The sequence below is a fragment of the Psychrobacillus insolitus genome (genome assembly GCF_003254155.1).
GTDB lineage: Bacteria > Bacillota > Bacilli > Bacillales_A > Planococcaceae > Psychrobacillus > Psychrobacillus insolitus.
The window spans coordinates 58,155-74,607 of record NZ_QKZI01000004.1; the positions used below are offsets into that span (position 1 = coordinate 58,155).

The 16,453-nt window shown below is 39.1% G+C and carries 17 protein-coding genes; 4 read left to right on the top strand and 13 right to left on the bottom strand.

The window, feature by feature from the left end; translation table 11 throughout:
• Nucleotides 1-247 precede the first annotated feature (247 nt).
• Both groL and groES read right to left on the bottom strand, forming a co-directional pair.
• On the bottom strand, nt 248-1,876 hold the full coding sequence (groL, locus tag C7437_RS10775; protein WP_111439689.1) for a chaperonin GroEL: 1,629 nt from the start codon (nt 1,874-1,876) through the stop codon (nt 248-250).
• 54 nt (nt 1,877-1,930) lie between these two features.
• Nucleotides 1,931-2,215, bottom strand: a complete 285-nt coding sequence (gene groES / locus C7437_RS10780) for a co-chaperone GroES (RefSeq protein WP_111439690.1) — start codon at nt 2,213-2,215, stop codon at nt 1,931-1,933.
• Nucleotides 2,216-2,402: 187 nt separating this feature from the next.
• Between groES and C7437_RS10785 the strand changes: the two genes are divergently transcribed.
• Nucleotides 2,403-3,116 (top strand): CPBP family intramembrane glutamic endopeptidase, encoded by a 714-nt coding sequence (locus tag C7437_RS10785; RefSeq protein ID WP_111439691.1) that lies wholly within the window; start codon nt 2,403-2,405, stop codon nt 3,114-3,116.
• Nucleotides 3,117-3,176: 60 nt separating this feature from the next.
• Here C7437_RS10785 and C7437_RS10790 read toward each other — a convergent pair whose 3' ends face one another.
• Nucleotides 3,177-3,824 (bottom strand): redox-sensing transcriptional repressor Rex, encoded by a 648-nt coding sequence (locus C7437_RS10790; RefSeq protein ID WP_111439692.1) that lies wholly within the window; start codon nt 3,822-3,824, stop codon nt 3,177-3,179.
• A gap of 130 nt (nt 3,825-3,954) precedes the next feature.
• Here C7437_RS10790 and C7437_RS10795 point away from each other — a divergent pair, with 130 nt between their 5' ends.
• The gene (locus C7437_RS10795) at nt 3,955-5,889 is read left to right on the top strand and encodes an ABC-F family ATP-binding cassette domain-containing protein (RefSeq protein WP_111439693.1); all 1,935 of its coding nucleotides are present in this window, start codon (nt 3,955-3,957) and stop codon (nt 5,887-5,889) included.
• Between the two features lie 470 nt (nt 5,890-6,359).
• Here the strand turns inward: C7437_RS10795 and tsaD are convergent, their stop codons facing one another.
• The 4 genes from tsaD to tsaE are packed head-to-tail and all read right to left on the bottom strand — an operon-like array spanning nt 6,360 to nt 8,962.
• Nucleotides 6,360-7,379: a tRNA (adenosine(37)-N6)-threonylcarbamoyltransferase complex transferase subunit TsaD gene (tsaD, locus tag C7437_RS10800; RefSeq protein ID WP_111439694.1), complete on the bottom strand. Its 1,020-nt coding sequence runs from the start codon at nt 7,377-7,379 to the stop codon at nt 6,360-6,362.
• Nucleotides 7,376-7,837, bottom strand: a complete 462-nt coding sequence (rimI, locus tag C7437_RS10805; protein ID WP_111439695.1) for a ribosomal protein S18-alanine N-acetyltransferase — start codon at nt 7,835-7,837, stop codon at nt 7,376-7,378. Before rimI ends, tsaD begins: the two co-directional genes overlap by 4 nt.
• The gene (gene tsaB, locus C7437_RS10810) at nt 7,827-8,513 is read right to left on the bottom strand and encodes a tRNA (adenosine(37)-N6)-threonylcarbamoyltransferase complex dimerization subunit type 1 TsaB (RefSeq protein WP_111439696.1); all 687 of its coding nucleotides are present in this window, start codon (nt 8,511-8,513) and stop codon (nt 7,827-7,829) included. Before tsaB ends, rimI begins: the two co-directional genes overlap by 11 nt.
• Entirely contained in the window at nt 8,510-8,962 is a 453-nt protein-coding gene (gene tsaE, locus C7437_RS10815) for a tRNA (adenosine(37)-N6)-threonylcarbamoyltransferase complex ATPase subunit type 1 TsaE (protein ID WP_111439697.1), read from the bottom strand. Before tsaE ends, tsaB begins: the two co-directional genes overlap by 4 nt.
• A gap of 305 nt (nt 8,963-9,267) precedes the next feature.
• On the opposite strand from tsaE, the gene C7437_RS10820 reads away from it, so the two are divergent.
• Complete coding sequence (locus C7437_RS10820) at nt 9,268-10,011, top strand: SDR family NAD(P)-dependent oxidoreductase (protein WP_111439698.1); 744 nt, start codon at nt 9,268-9,270, stop codon at nt 10,009-10,011.
• Between the two features lie 181 nt (nt 10,012-10,192).
• Here the strand turns inward: C7437_RS10820 and C7437_RS10825 are convergent, their stop codons facing one another.
• Both C7437_RS10825 and C7437_RS10830 read right to left on the bottom strand, forming a co-directional pair.
• Nucleotides 10,193-10,606: a YugN family protein gene (locus C7437_RS10825; protein ID WP_111439699.1), complete on the bottom strand. Its 414-nt coding sequence runs from the start codon at nt 10,604-10,606 to the stop codon at nt 10,193-10,195.
• Nucleotides 10,607-10,766: 160 nt separating this feature from the next.
• Nucleotides 10,767-11,378 carry a GDSL-type esterase/lipase family protein gene (locus C7437_RS10830; protein WP_111439700.1) on the bottom strand — a complete coding sequence of 204 codons (612 nt, stop codon included), beginning with the start codon at nt 11,376-11,378 and terminating at the stop codon, nt 10,767-10,769.
• A 98-nt stretch (nt 11,379-11,476) separates the two neighbouring features.
• On the opposite strand from C7437_RS10830, the gene C7437_RS10835 reads away from it, so the two are divergent.
• Nucleotides 11,477-12,517, top strand: a complete 1,041-nt coding sequence (locus C7437_RS10835) for an acyltransferase family protein (RefSeq protein WP_111439701.1) — start codon at nt 11,477-11,479, stop codon at nt 12,515-12,517.
• A 269-nt stretch (nt 12,518-12,786) separates the two neighbouring features.
• Here C7437_RS10835 and C7437_RS10840 read toward each other — a convergent pair whose 3' ends face one another.
• Genes C7437_RS10840 through C7437_RS10855 form a run of 4 tightly spaced genes read right to left on the bottom strand, consistent with a single transcriptional unit; the run spans nt 12,787 to nt 16,445 of the window.
• Entirely contained in the window at nt 12,787-13,980 is a 1,194-nt protein-coding gene (locus C7437_RS10840) for a thiolase family protein (RefSeq protein WP_111439702.1), read from the bottom strand.
• 4 nt (nt 13,981-13,984) lie between these two features.
• On the bottom strand, nt 13,985-15,103 hold the full coding sequence (locus C7437_RS10845) for a muconate cycloisomerase family protein (protein ID WP_111439704.1): 1,119 nt from the start codon (nt 15,101-15,103) through the stop codon (nt 13,985-13,987).
• Nucleotides 15,104-15,123: 20 nt separating this feature from the next.
• A complete protein-coding gene (locus C7437_RS10850) occupies nt 15,124-15,762 on the bottom strand; it encodes a 3-oxoacid CoA-transferase subunit B (RefSeq protein WP_211310007.1) in 639 nt (212 codons plus the stop codon).
• Nucleotides 15,759-16,445: a CoA transferase subunit A gene (locus C7437_RS10855; RefSeq protein ID WP_111439705.1), complete on the bottom strand. Its 687-nt coding sequence runs from the start codon at nt 16,443-16,445 to the stop codon at nt 15,759-15,761. Before C7437_RS10855 ends, C7437_RS10850 begins: the two co-directional genes overlap by 4 nt.
• Nucleotides 16,446-16,453 lie beyond the last annotated feature (8 nt).

A 16,453-nucleotide genomic window follows, 5' to 3' on the forward strand; every position in this document is an offset into this window, starting at 1 on the left:
ACTCCGAGTCACTGGCAACAACGAGAAGAATCTCCGAGGAGTTAGCGATATAAATACCACTATGAACATTTATGCACATACGATAAAAAACACATAAGAAAAAGCCTCCCAACAGTTTAGTAAACTGATGAGAGACCTTCTCTAAAATTAGTCATATGCATTTTTTATACACTGAAGTGGTCAAAAAGTGGTCAAGTAATGTAAATTGAACTTGAAACCCTTTATTTACAAGGGTTTCTAAGCTAAATTACATCATGCCGCCCATGCCGCCCATGTCAGGCATGCCCATGCCGCCGCCTTTTTCTGGGATGTCTGCTACTACTGCTTCTGTTGTTAAGAACATTGCAGCTACAGATGCAGCGTTTTGTAATGCTGAACGAGTTACTTTAGTTGGATCTACGATACCAGCATCCATCATGTTAACCCATTCGCCTGTTGCTGCGTTGAAACCGATACCGATTTCTTCGCGTTTTAGACGATCAACAACGATTGATCCTTCAAGACCAGCGTTGTTAGCGATTTGACGAACTGGTTCTTCTAATGCACGAAGTACGATTCTTAGACCAGTTGCTACGTCGCCTTCTTGTGCTTCAGCAACCGCTGCTACTTTTTTGTATACGTTTACTAGTGCAGTACCACCACCAGATACGATACCTTCTTCAACAGCTGCACGAGTTGCGTTTAAAGCATCTTCAATACGAAGTTTACGTTCTTTAAGTTCTGTTTCAGTTGCTGCTCCGACTTTCACTACTGCCACACCACCAGCAAGTTTTGCAAGGCGTTCTTGTAGTTTTTCTTTGTCGAATTCAGAAGTTGTGTCTTCTAATTGAGCACGGATTTGCGTTACGCGACTAGCGATGCGATCAGTTGCTCCGTTACCTTCAACGATTGTTGTGTTGTCTTTTGTTACAACAACTTTTGAAGCACGTCCAAGTTGTGTAATGTTTGTAGATTTCAATTCTAATCCTAGGTCTTCTGTAATTACTTCAGCACCAGTAAGGATAGCGATATCTTCTAACATTGCTTTACGACGATCCCCGAATCCTGGAGCCTTAACAGCTACAGCATTGAAAGTACCACGTAATTTGTTTACAACTAGAGTAGCTAATGCTTCCCCTTCTACATCCTCAGAGATTAGTAAAAGTGGTTTCCCTTGTTGTACAACTTGCTCAAGAACTGGAAGGATATCTTGAATGCTCGAGATTTTTTTATCTGTGATTAAGATATATGGATTTTCTAAAATAGCTTCCATTTTATCTGAATCCGTTACCATGTATGGAGAAGCATATCCACGGTCGAATTGCATACCTTCTACTACATCAAGTTCAGTAGTGAAACCTTTAGACTCTTCGATTGTAATAACGCCGTCGTTTCCAACACGTTCCATAGCTTCTGCGATTAACTCTCCAACTTCTGAATCACCAGAAGAAATTGCAGCAACTTGAGCAATTGACTCTTTGCCTTCAATTGGTTTAGAAATTGCTTTAAGTTCAGTGATTGCTGCAGCAACTGCAAGGTCAATCCCTTTACGGATTCCTACTGGATTAGCACCCGCTGTTACGTTTTTCAATCCTTCACGAATCATTGATTGAGCTAAAACAGTAGCAGTAGTTGTACCGTCACCAGCGATATCGTTTGTTTTAGAAGCAACTTCTGCAACTAATTTAGCACCCATGTTTTCGAATGCATCTTCAAGTTCGATATCTTTTGCAATAGTTACACCATCATTAGTAATAAGTGGTGAACCAAATTTCTTTTCAAGTACAACATTACGTCCTTTAGGTCCAAGCGTTACTTTAACAGCATCCGCAAGTTTATCAACCCCACGAAGCATTGCACTACGAGCGTCTTCACTGAATTTAATTTCTTTTGCCATGTTAATAGTTACCTCCCAATTATTATCTTGTTTTATTTTTAATTTTAGTTTTTATTAGCCGATTACAGCTAGTACATCGCTTTCGCGTAATATTAAATAGTCGTTGCTTTCATATTTTACTTCTGTACCTGAATATCTAGAGAAGATGATACGGTCTCCTACTTTCACGTCTAAGTCGATGCGAGCGCCGTTATCAAGAACTCGTCCAGTACCTACCGCTAAAACTTTACCTTCTTGTGGTTTCTCTTTAGCAGAATCCGGAAGTACGATGCCGAAAGCTGTTTTTTCTTCAACCTCGATTAATTCGATAATAATACGATCACCTAATGGTCTTAACAAGTGAAACTACCTCCCTAAAATAGTAGAATTTTTATTTTTATTAGCACTCTTACTCTTTGAGTGCTAACACACTTTTAATAATAAATAATCTGAGAAGATATTGCAAGCAAGAAGATTATCTTTTTGTTTATTTCATATTTCATTTACAATAAAGAGAGTTTAGGAAAGCAGAGAGGAATCAATTTACATGAAACAACAAAAAACTGGTTTGTATATATTAATCACTTACTGCGCTATGCAGGTTTCTGGCGCAATTTTTGCACCACTTTTATTTAAGCTATTTACTTCGATGGAATTTAAAAATCCTGCTCTTTTAGCGTCTGGGTGGTGGGTCTTCCTTGGAATGGGGATCGCTACACTTATTACCCTCCTTTTGGTACGAAAAGATACTGGTTTCTTAATCCCTTTAAAAGGGACACAGTCTACGCTTCTGAAAACAGTCGGATGGGGAATAATTGGTTTCTTCTTAGTATTCGTAGGGCAAGCACTAGCTGCAAGAATTGAGGAAGCGCTTGGTGTAAAACCTGGTTCAGAAAATACCGCTCAATTTATAGAAATTGCTCAGGAAGTTCCGTTAGCAATTTTATCGATTGTCCTATTCGCACCTATTCTAGAAGAATTGATTTTCCGTCGTATCATTTTCGGTTCTTTATTGCCAAAAACTAATTTCTTTGTTGCTGCTTCTGTCAGTGCGATTGTCTTTGCTATAATTCACTTCGACTTTACGCACATCCTACTATATGCGGTATCTGGTTTTATATTCGCGTTTATTTATCACAAAACTAAACGTATTATGGCATCGATTATTTCTCATATGCTGTTAAATGGTTTTGTAGTTCTTGTACAGTTTTATGGAGATGACATCCAAAAGTTCTTTAAAACCTTCTCACAAATGCCCTGAAAATAAAACAAGCCTTCCACCCGATTACTATTCGGTTGGAAGGCTTATTTTCTTATGTATTTAAGCTAGCTCATTTCGGATTAGATAGATAAGCGTTTGTAATTCCACAGACAAGTCAATGGACTGCACGCGAATATGATCTGGAACGACTAATCGAATTGGTGCAAAATTTAATATTCCCTTAATCGGTGTTTTCGATAGACGATCCGCAACCTCTTGGGCAGAACGACTTGGGATTGTAAAAATCACAATTTCAACTCCGTATTCAGCCAGTTTTTCTTCCATAACACTTGGATTAAAAACAGGAATATCACTCATCAATTTACCCTCTACTGGAGCCTTGTTATCAAAAGCTATAACAATTTTTGTATTATGATTTTTTTGGAAATTGTACTTTAAAAAAGCAGATCCCAAACTTCCGACCCCAACTAATGCAACATTTGATGCTTCATCTTGATCCAAAGTGTGTCTAAAGAATTCCAATAAATTAGCGACATCATAGCCATATCCTTTTTTCCCTAATGCGCCAAAATGAGAGAAGTCGCGTCTGATTGTTGCCGAATCTATTTTCATCGCTTCACTTAATTCCTGGGAGGAAACTCTTGTTTGTCCTGCATTATTAAAACTTTGTAGAAATCTATAATATAAAGGAAGTCTTTTTGTCGTAGCTTGAGGAATTCTTGGTACTTTTGGTGGTTCAGGTTTCATTAAAAACCCTCCTATTTCATTGGTGCAAATCGATATTATATTACTAGACATTGTTAACCTTGTAAAGCTATTGGATTGCAACACTTGGCCTCATCTATTACACTTAAGAAAGAATTGAGGTGCGAATATCATGATTGTTTTACAAGTCAATCAAGTAACTAAATCCTTTAACGGAGAAGATATATTAACAAATGTAAAATTAGAAGTCCAAGACCGTGACCGCGTTGCACTTGTCGGCCGCAATGGTGCTGGAAAGTCTACTTTACTTAAAATAATCGCTGGTGAAATATCCTATGACACCGGTGAGATTGTCATGCCTAAAAACATACGTTTAGGGTACCTAGAGCAACATGCTGGACTCGAATCTAAACTGACTATTTGGGAAGAAATGAAGACCATTTTCGCCCATTTAATAGAATCCGAAAAAGAGCTTCGTTCCCTAGAAATGCAAATGGCTGATCCGGCTATTTATGAAAACACGGAAGCATATACTCGCGTAGCTGAAGCATACGACGAATTACAACTCGCTTTTAAAGAAGCTGGCGGCTACCGATTCGAATCAGACATGCGCTCCATCTTACACGGGATGCAGTTTTTTCCGGTTGATTATGACTTACCAGTCCAAGCATTATCTGGAGGACAAAAAACGAGGCTCGCTCTGGCTAAAATGCTCTTGAGCAAACCAGATTTGCTGATACTCGATGAGCCTACTAACCATTTAGATATAGCAACACTAAGCTTCCTAGAAAATTACTTAAAAAACTATAGTGGTGCTGTCTTAATCGTTTCCCATGACCGCTATTTCTTAGACCAAGTTGTGAATTTCGTCTATGAAGTATCTCGTCATAATGTGTCGAGATATGTCGGAAACTATAGTGCATATTTAACTCAAAAAGCAAAAAACTATGAACAGGACAAAAAAACATTCGAAAAACAACAAGAAGAAAAAGCCAAACTCGAAGACTTCGTCAACCGCAACTTAGCCCGAGCTTCAACAACTGGAATGGCTCAGTCTAGACGGAAAATCATTGAAAGAACAGACTGGATGGATTCACCAGACGGCGACGAAAAATCAGCGAAGTTTGGTTTTGACATTGACCGCCCTAGTGGTAATGACGTCCTTCGTTTAGACGATGTTTCCATCGGTTATCCAGAGAAAAAAATCTCGTCTAACATCTCATTTTTCGTCTACAAACAAGATCGTATCGCACTTGTCGGTCCAAACGGTGTCGGCAAATCGACTCTACTCAAAACGATTATGAAACAATTAAACACTATAAATGGCGTCATTCAATATGGAACAAACGTCCAATTTGGTTACTATGATCAGGAGCAAGCAGCTCTTTCCGGCAATAAAACCGTTCTACAAGAGTTATGGGATGAATGGCCACTGTTGAATGAAAAAGATGTTCGCTCCGTACTTGGACGATTTCTCTTCACTGGTGATGACGTACAAAAAACTGTGTCTAATTTATCCGGTGGAGAAAAAGCACGAGTGGCACTTGCAAAATTAATGCTTTTAAAAGCAAACACACTTATACTCGATGAGCCTACGAATCATTTAGACTTAGATAGTAAGGAAGTACTCGAGAATGCGTTACTCGATTTCCCAGGAACGATTTTATTTGTTTCGCATGACCGATACTTTATTAACCGAATCGCAACGAAAGTTATTGAACTATCTAATGATGACGCTGCTCTTTTCTTAGGAGATTATGATTACTACTTGGAAAAGAAGGAAGAGTTAGAGGAGTTAGCTTTAGAAAATGCAGTCACTGAAAAAACGGTTGTCGTGAAGACAAGTACTTCCACAATTGATAAAGAAGCGAAGAAAAAAGAACGTCAGCTTAATCGTCAACTGGAGGAATTAGAAAGCCAGATTTCGATAGTGGATGCAGACATTGCTTCTATAGAAGAAAAGCTATGTGATCCGATAATTTTCCAGGATCATGAAGCTGTTCAAAAGTTACAACAAGAATTAGATGCTTTAAAAGAAAAACAAGATGATTTGTCTAGTGAATGGCTTGAATTACAAGAACAGCTAGAGGAAATAGCACAAAACTAAAAGGATGCCCAATGAGGCGTCCTTTTAGCTTTTTCTGTCTCAAAACAAACAACCCTTCCAAATCTCCTGTTTTTTTCATAAAATGTTCACATGTTTTCTTCTTTTATGATTACTTAAGTAACTTCTTTGTCGAATTCCGCCCATATATGTAGGTCAAGTCGTTTTTTTCACATTTTTTTCTCCACAGTTTTATACACAGTATAAATATAGTAATAGCAAGATATCAACAGCTTTATCCACATTGTCCACAGGTCCCAATTAAACTTGTCCACATACATGCATGAGAATTACATACTATATATTGAATCCAACTAACTTACCCACAGGTTATCCACAAATTGTGCATAAGTACGAATGTTCCCTATTGACAACTAGTTATATACCTGTTAAAAAAATCCTCTTTTCTTGTCAAAGAAAAGAGGATTCAAGGATTTTCAGATTGAATATGATGGTTCTAAAATAGTCTGAGATTATTTCCAACTATTCAATTCTAGCCCTGGACGTCCATTCATCGACAAATCTCCTGTTTTCCCTACTGAGAACATAGAATTTCCAGCTGCTGCAATCATTGCGGCATTGTCGGTGCATAAGGAAATGGGCGGTACAAAAAATGGAATATTTTCTTTTGCAAATGTTTGTACAAGGGAAGTACGAAGCCCTTTATTTGCAGCAACGCCACCTGCTGCTATGACTTGCTTAACTTTAAATTCGCGAGCTGCACGAAGTGTTTTTGCTGTGAGTACTTCGACAACGCTTTGTTGGAAACCTGCCGCTAAATGATTCGGATTGATTTCCTCTCCGCGCTGTTCTGCATTATGTTGATAGTTAATCACCGATGATTTTAGGCCACTAAAGCTAAAATCATATGAACCTTCTTCAAGCCAAGCTCTTGGAAACGGAACTGCTCCATCACTTTCATTCGCCAATCGGTCAATATGGGGTCCACCTGGATAAGGTAAATTCAATACACGCGCTACTTTATCATACGCTTCACCCGCCGCATCATCACGCGTTTCTCCGATTAACTCAAACTGGCCATCTTCTTTCATAACTACAAGTTCGGTATGACCACCTGAAACGACTAGCGCTAAAAGAGGAAATTCCATCGGTTGAACGAGTGCATTTGCATATATATGCCCCGCGATATGATGTACACCTACTAATGGAAGCCCATTCGCAAATGCAAAAGCCTTCGCTGCATTTATACCAATCAAAAGTGCTCCAACAAGCCCCGGTCCTTCTGTAACTGCTACTGCATCTATATCTTTTGGCGTCATATTCGCCTTATTTAATGCTTCTTCTATAACAATTGTAATCTGTTCTACATGATGTCTAGAAGCAATCTCTGGTACAACTCCACCAAAACGCTTATGACTTTCAATTTGAGAAGCAACTACATTCGAAATAATTTCATGCCCATTTTTCACTATAGAAGCTGCTGTTTCGTCACAGCTCGTTTCGATTCCTAATATATATTGATCTTTTGTCATTTAAATTCCACCCACATTACAAGAGCATCCTCTCGTGTATCAGTATAATAATTTTTTCGTATCCCGCCATCTTTGAAACCAAGCTTGTGGTATAAGTTTTTCGCCACATCATTCGTTACACGTACTTCCAACGTCATTAGTACTACTTTTTGCTCTAACACGATACGAATTGCTTCCCGCATTAAGCCCTCACCAATTTTATTCCCTCGCATACGCTCTGCAACTGCTACATTCGTAATATGACATTCATCCAGTACAATCCACATGCCACAGTATCCAATGATTTCTTTGGCCTCTGTTTCAGCAAGGATATAGTATGAATACAAATTCGTTGTCATCTCATGCTCAAATGCTTCCTTTGTCCAAGGAATTGTAAACGCTTCTTCTTCTATTAAATGCACTTGGTCAATATCCTCAAGTGTCATTTTTCTATACGTAATAAGCTCATTAGTTACCATTTTTCTTCTGCTCTTTCATCCAGTTTGCTTCTGCTTCTGTAATTCGCAAGTACTCTGGTACAACTGAATGTACTTCGGTTGCTTCCTGGCCTTTTGCTAACTCAATTAACACAGCAGCACTCGGTAAAGAAAAAGCTGCATTTGCACGTTGCACCTTGTCTCCAAGCACTTCTTTTATTTGTTCCCAGTGTATTGCAACATCCATTCCAACGAATAAAACCGGTTGTCCCATTTCACCCACTGTTTCTAATAATTCTGGGAGTGACATATGCGCTTCTTGCACAGTTTCACCGTCCACATAAATCCCTGCAAATACATTACCACGACGAGCATCCATGATGGTACATACAACTCCAGGGAAGTATGGTGCGTTCGCTGCTAATAGCTGTAAACTTGAAACCGAAAAAATCGGTATATTTAAAGTCCAGGCAAGTGTTTTAGCTATTGTGACACCTATTCTTACACCCGTATATGATCCTGGTCCATTCGCAACCGCAATTGCATCCAATTCACTGGGCTGAATATCTACTTTTTTCAGCAATTCTTCAATCGCTGGCATTGTCCCAATTGAATGGGTAATTTTTATCGATGATTTATACTCTGCAAGTACTTGATCATCCTTCACAACTGCTACCGAAAGCGGTGTTTGTGATGTATCTATCCCTAACCAAATCATTCAAAAAGCTCCTCGCATAATTGTTCGTATCGTTTTCCAAAAGGCTCAAACGTAAACATTCGCTTGTCCTCACCTAGTCGCTTAATCTGAATCGCCAATCGTTCAGGCGGCAAATCCTCTTCTATTAAATGGGCCCACTCAATAATACTTACCGCGTCCCCGTAGAACAACTCATCCCAACCTAAATCCTCGTCGGTTCCCTCTAAACGGTATACATCTAAATGATTCAAAGGAAGCCTACCCTCGTATTGCTTTAATATCGTAAAGGTCGGACTATTTACATTGCGCGTAATTCCAAGACCTTTCGCCACACTTTTCGTAAACGTCGTCTTCCCTGCTCCAAGATCACCTTCTAAAGTTAGCACATCCGCAGGCTTTAATTGATCAGCTATTTGAAGAGCAAGCATTTCCGTCTCCTGCTCCGAATTAATTGTTTGTTCATATATCATCGGTCGCTATCCTTTCAAGTACAAATCTATTTGCTTCTATTATAAAGAATAATGTCGAGGAATGGTAGTATGGGGTAGATGGAAGTGAAATTGTAAGATTCCTGAGATATATTCATTTCCAAAAATAAAGCAACTAAAGCTCCCTTTTTTCACGATGAAATTCTTATACTTTATTATTCATTAATTGAAAATAATTAATAAATGACTTATTATTAACTTGTTCACAAAAGTACATAACATAAATGTACTTGAAGTTGTTTTCTTAACTGAAAATGACTTTGAAATTTTGAAAGGGGAAATTCAAAATGGGAAAATTAGATGGAAAAGTAGCGATTGTAACAGGTGGGGCAAGTGGAATTGGTTTAGCAACCGTAAAAGCCTTCGCAGAAAAAGGTGCAAAAGTTGTATTAGCTGATTTTAACGTAGAAGTAGGTCAAGCAAAAGCTGATGAATTAAAAGCAGAAGGTCTTGAAGTATCATTTGTACAAGTAGATGCAGGCAGTGAAGAATCCGTTAAAAACCTAGTTGCAAAAGCAGTTCAATTATATGGTAAATTAGATGTTATTGTAAATAATGCGGGCATAGGTAGTTTAGGCGAAATGCATGAATTATCATATGATGATTATCATAAAGTTATCCGTGTGAACCAAGATGGTGTGTTCTTTGGTACAAAATATGCCGTTCAAGAGTTCTTAAAAACAGGTGGAGGTGTTGTACTTAACACATCATCTATCTTAGGTCTAGTTGCAGAGGCAGGTGCATATCCTTATGTTGCTTCGAAACACGCTGTTGTAGGGATGACTAAATCTGCGGCACTTCAATATGCAGGTCGCAATATCCGTGTGAATGCTGTATCTCCTGGTTACGTTGTATCAGGCATGGTTAATAAAGAGGCATTAGGCGAATTCTACGATGGATTAGTGGCAAAACATCCAATCGGAAGACTTGGAAATCCGGATGAAATCGCGCATGCATTTGTGTTCTTAGCAGAAAACGATTTTGTTACAGGTACAGTTGTTCCTGTTGACGGCGGTTATACTGCACAATAATCACCTCATTTTTTGTCCCTGTGTTTGAAACAAACATGAAAGTTTAAATATTCACGTTTGTTTAAATAAACCTGAATGTTTCTAACACAGGGACATTTCAATATACAAGATCAGCCATAACTAACCTTCTTAAAAAAAACCGTTTCGGCTAGTAATCCGAAACGGTTTTTTATAAATGTGATCATTCACCTATTAAATTCACTACCTGTTCCACAGCCATTTCCCCTGCATGCGCCCATTTGTTTTTATTTCTTATGCGTCCATCCGGATCAGCAGGTTTCTGGAATTGGTTAAACCCAGTAGCATCAAGCAATGAATTTTCATCCTTATCCATTCCAACATTCACAACATGTTTAATGACATAAGGAGTTTGAAACTTAATATACGCCGCATGATGATCCAAATCACCTTCTAACACTTCAAATGGAAGCCTTAAGTAAATGGTCTCTCCTGCTTCACGCCATAAAACGTTGTCAAAGCTGCCCTTATGGTAATCCCAATTTCCACCGATTGAATAACCAAGACCTTTAATACGATTACGTAAGTCACCAAAATTAGTCATCTTTCCTTCAAGATCTGTTTCTAACTCCAACATACACATCAGCTCCTTTATCATATCTTTTCCAAATTTCACAGAAAAAATACAAAAAGAAAAGCGGAAGCTAAAAAACTGTCCAGAGCGATCTAGAAAAAATCGCACCTACTGTGTTCAAAGTCGAGGGAATTCTTTTACTTTCTTATCTGTTAAGAAGTTCTTAATGCCTCCCCAACCTATTCAACCATCTACGGAAAAATCCTGGCTTTTCCTCATCTATTTCACTTAACTTTTGAACAATCAAATCTGACAAAATTTCATATCCAGCTTCCCCGAAATGTAAACCGTCATTTTTTTCACCTACTAATAACTCTTTATAATTCGGTTTCGAATAAAAAAAGCTGAAAAAGTCAATAAAGTAACTTCCTGTTTCATCAGCAATTTCTTTTACAACTTGTGCATACTTCGCTAATTGCTCATTCGACCTATTTGGTTGAAGTGCTTCATCCACTGGAGCAGGCGAAATAAGAATGACTTTCTTCGGTCCAACCTCCTTCGTAAAATACCTTATGTTTTGTTCAAACGTTTCCAAGTCTACAAACTTATGTACAGAAGAATCATTCGCTCCAAATAAAACCGTGACAATGTCAGGATGTTTAGACAATACATCCTGACCGAAACGTACCCTTGCTTGCTCCGTCGTGTTCCCAGAAATGCCGGAATTGATAAATTGATCCTTCTTCCTTTTAGAGCCAAGTGTATATGTCAATGCAGGCGATGGATAGCCTTCTTTCCTTGCGGTAATACTATCTCCAAAACAAACTATTCTCATATCAATTCCCCCTATCTTATTATTGTCATTCAATTGAAATACAATTTATGCTTATATTTACAGTATAATAGATAGGGAAATATTTTGGAGGAATAACAATGCAGAAGAAAAGATTAATATGGGTAGATGCACTAAAAGGGTTTTTGATGATTTTAGTTGTGATCGGTCATTATCCTGGAGAGTTGGACTTCCCATTCATTACATATATTTACTGGTTTCACATGCCAGCCTTTTTCCTATTAAGTGGATTATTTTTTAAAGAAATTGCAAAAAATGAATCCTCTAAAGCAATCATAAAAAAAAGATTTATGCAGTTAATGATTCCTTACTTATTTTTCCTTTTCGTCATTACAGCTATTCGATATAGCATCGAGATAGCAACTGGAAACTTCGATTTCTCTTGGTACTTACAAGACTTATGGAAGCTCGTTATTGCAGGTCGATTTGCACGAGGGCCTTATGGCGTATTCTGGTTTATCACTACATTATTTTTCACGTATTTATTGTTTATGTGGATGACAAAGTATTTAAGTCGAATAAAACAAATTACACTGCTAGTAGTATTCTATTTAGTCGCTCATTTAGAAAGTATTTTCACTATGCATGTTATTGGTGGGGCATCAGATGAAGCTGCTCAAACAATTCCTATGCTTTGGAATATAGATGTTGTATTATTGACCGTTGTCTATTTTGCAATAGGTTATTATGCAAAATCAGTTTTGATAAACATAACATTGCCTTGGCTCCTTAGTGCAATAACCGTTGCAGTTGGTGCGATTGTTGCGAATGATTTAGGGTTTATCGATTACCATCTAAGTCTGAAATTTTTAAGATACGATCACTTATTATTAGATTTAATCATTCCTATTTCTTTTATTGTTATGATTATCGGTTTTTTCCAAAGGATCACCAAAATTATGCCATTGCATTGGCTAGTAAAGTTAGAGAAACATTCGATCACTATTATGTACTTGCATTTATTCACAGACACAATAATGAATGACTTTTTCCAATACGAAATAATTGGCTTTACAGTACTTGGCTTAGTCGTCCCAATTATTATATCCATGGCCCTTCATAAATTTATTCCCCACGGAAAATTGCTACTCGGTGATATACGAGCGAAAAAACCAATATAGCGCTCATAACTAGTAAAAAGCAAACTTCTAAGAGTAACTTCTCTTGAAAGTTTGCTTTTTAAAAATTTGAGGATGACATAGAACGGCTCCCGATCACATCTCCACATATCTTGCGTACTGTCCCTGTGTCAGACTCCATTTGTGGCTAACACAGGGGTGGGGGGCTGATTGTTTCAAAAAGGTGGAATTGTAGAACCAGGTGACTGGCACGTATAAAAAGCCAAGGAGAAGTCAATGACTCCCCTCGGCTCCAAACTATCTATCAAAACCTAAACTTGTAAATTCTCCACAATCGTCGCGATTCCTAAACCACCCGCGATGCACAGCGTTACCGCTCCATACTTCTTACCAGTACGTTCCAACTCATGCACTAGTTTCGTCAGTAGAATCGCACCGGTAGCACCGATTGGATGGCCCATTGCGATGGCTCCTCCGTTCGGGTTCACTTTACTATAATCTAGTCCTAACTCATTTACGCATGCAACTGCTTGTGCTGCAAATGCTTCATTTAGCTCCACAACATCTAAATCAGCAATGGTTAAATTCGTTTGCTTCAATGCTTTCAGCGTTGCATGCACCGGACCCATTCCCATCAATTCTGGTGAGCAACCAACAGAAGCTTGTGCCAATATGCGTGCTTTTGGTTTATATCCACGTTTCAATGCTTCGTCTTCGGACATTATTAACAAAGCAGCTGCTCCGTCATTACGACCACTCGCATTTCCAGCAGTTACCGTGCCGCCGTCTTTAAACACCGGCTTTAACGATGCTAACTTCTCCAATGTTGTTTCGCGTGGATGTTCATCTACTTTAAACTCCACAATGCCTTTACGCGATTTCACAGGGTAAGGAGCAATTTCCTTCTCAAAATAGCCTTTTTCAATAGCAATCTTCACTTTTTCTTGGCTACTCAAAGCAAATTCATCTTGTGCTTCACGGGAAATACCGAACTTTTCTGCAACATTTTCAGCAGTAATCCCCATATTTAGTTCACCGTAAATCTCTCTTGGCTGAGATCCTGGTTGGCTTGCAGTGTTTGGGTCTTTTAATGAAACATCCCCAGATTTTGTACCAAATCGAACACCGTTTACGTAATAAGGCGCCGTACTCATTGACTCTGCTCCACCTGCAATAATGATATCACTCAGACCTGTCTGAATTTGTTGTGTTGCAGAATTTACTGCTTGCACACCGGATCCGCACTGACGATGAACTGTGTAGCCAGGTACTTCTACTGGAATTCCTGCGCGAAGCATTGCGACTCTCGCTAAGTTCGATACATCTGCACTTTGTTTTGCTTGTCCTAAAATAACTTCTTCTACTGCACCTTTATCCAACTCTGTACGACGCAACAATTCTGAAATTACGTGAGCTCCAAGGAAATCTACTGTTTCATTTCCAATGCTGCCTCCGAGTTTCCCAATTGCTGTACGCACCGCATCGACGATTACTACATTTTTCAATTTATCATCCCTCACTTCTCGTATAATGCTTCACTTTTTCACGGTCGATTTCCATGCCGAAACCTGGTCCCGTCGGAATCACTACTTCGAAGTTTTCATACTGCATGTCATTCACCGTAATATTGTCTTTAAACAACAAAGGACCGAAAATCTCCGTGCCAAATTTCATCTCTGGAATCGTCGCATATAACTGTGCACAAATCGCCGTACCTAAACTAGACTCGATCATCGTTCCACCGTACAAACCAAGACCAGCAGCTTCCGCAATACCTGCCACTTTCTTCGTTTGCGTTAATCCGCCTGCTTTACAAGGTTTCAAGGCGATACAATTTCCAGCGCGGTGCTTCGCGATTTGGAACACATCTTGCACACTATTTGCTGCTTCGTCTGCCATAATCGGCACTTTGAAACGACTAGTCAGTCTTGCCATTCCTTCATAATTCCACGTTGGGAGTGGTTGCTCTACCATCGAAACGCCGCCATCTTCTAGAGCTTCTATACAATAATTTGCTGTATCTTCATCCCATGCTTGATTGACATCGACCGTAATGCGCGCCTGGTCACCAACTGCTGCTTTAATCTTGCGAACATGCTCCACATTTTTAAACGGATCGCCCTTACCGATTTTCAATTTGAAAATATTATGGCGTTTTTGGCGTAAAAATTCCTGTGCTTCTTCAATATCCTTTTCCGTGTTTCCACTTGCAAGCGTCCAAGCAATTGGCAATGAAGTATGGATTTGACCTCCGAATAATTCGAACGCTGGAACCCCTTTACTTCTCGCCGCCAAGTCGATAATCGCTGCTTCTACAACCGTTTTCGCAAAATTATTCCCTCGAACTAGTTTCGAAATTTCAAACATAATTTTATCGAAATGAATAGGATCTTTCCCTATTACTAGTGGCGTAATATACGTATCAATATTTGCTTTAATTGCTTCAGGAGTCGACTCCCCGTATGAAGCTCCACCAATAGTCGCTACTTCGGACCATCCTTCACGTCCATCTTCATCCGTCACACAACCAACGACAATCGCTTGTGAAACAATGGTATGCATTGCTAATTGATGTGGACGAATTGTCGGTAAATCTAGAATATATACATCGAACGAACGTATTTTCATTTTCAACCAACTCTCCTTATTTACTCTGTGAATTCAGCTTCCGTTTTTTCGCGAACTTCTTCTATTGTCGCTCCTGGCATTAACTCCACTAGCTTCAGCTGGTGATCAACCACTTTAAACACAGCTAACTCCGTGAAGATCATGTCCACACTTCGAGTTGACGTAATCGGGTAGGTGCATTCTTTCAATATCTTGCTGCTACCATCCTTCGACGTATGACTCATCGTTACAAACACTTTTTTCGCACCAACTAGTAAATCCATCGCACCGCCAACACCCATGATATTTTTACCAGGAACAGCCCAGTTTGCAATGACACCAGTCTGTTCTACTTGAAGTGCGCCTAAAATCGCAACATCCACATGTCCACCACGAATCATCGCAAACGAATCCGAACTATTGAAATACGATGCACCAATAGCTTCACCAACTGGCAATTTTCCAGCATTCACGAGATTTGGATCGATTTGATCTGCTTCCACATCCGTCACACCGAGCAAGCCGTTTTCCGTATGTAGGTAAATATCTGCTGCATCCATATACTCCGCAACTAAAGTCGGGATACCTATCCCTAAGTTTACAACGCAAGGACCTTCAAGCTCTTGCGCTACACGCTTCGCTATTACATGCTGCATATCTGATTTATTCATCGAAGTCATCTATTCACAACTCCTTCATTTGTTAATATTTGTTGTGCTTTGATGATGACATCTACATATAAAAAGGGAGTAACAATTTCTTCTGGATTTAACTCGCCAGGTTGCACGATTTCGTCCACTTCCACAATTACTTTTTTCGCAGCAGTAGCCATTAATGGATTAAAGTTACGAGCTGTTTTGTAATACACTAAATTTCCAAGCGTGTCTGCTTTATGCGCACGAATCAGTGCTACATCGGCACGAATGGCCTTTTCAAAAATATAAGTCACGCCATCGATTTCGCGTTCTTCCTTCCCTTTTGCAAGGTCAGTCCCAACGCCAGTCGTCGTATAGTAGCCACCTAAACCTGCTCCACCAGCACGCATAGATTCTGCCAATGTTCCTTGAGGAAGTAACTCTAACTCGATTTCCCCTTTTTGATATTTGTCACCCACATCACGATTACTTGTGAAATAAGAACCGATCCCTTTTTTAATCTTGTTTTGATTCAACAGAATGCCTAGACCTTTTCCTGATTCCCCTAGATTATTGCTGACAATCGTTAAATCTTTCACGTCTTTTTCTGTTAAACCTTCTATTAAAGAAAGAGGTGCTCCTACTAGTCCGAAGCCACCTACTAAAACCGTATTTCCACTTTCTACATGGGATAGAGCTTCCTCGATACTATCTGTAATTTTAGACATGCATGCCC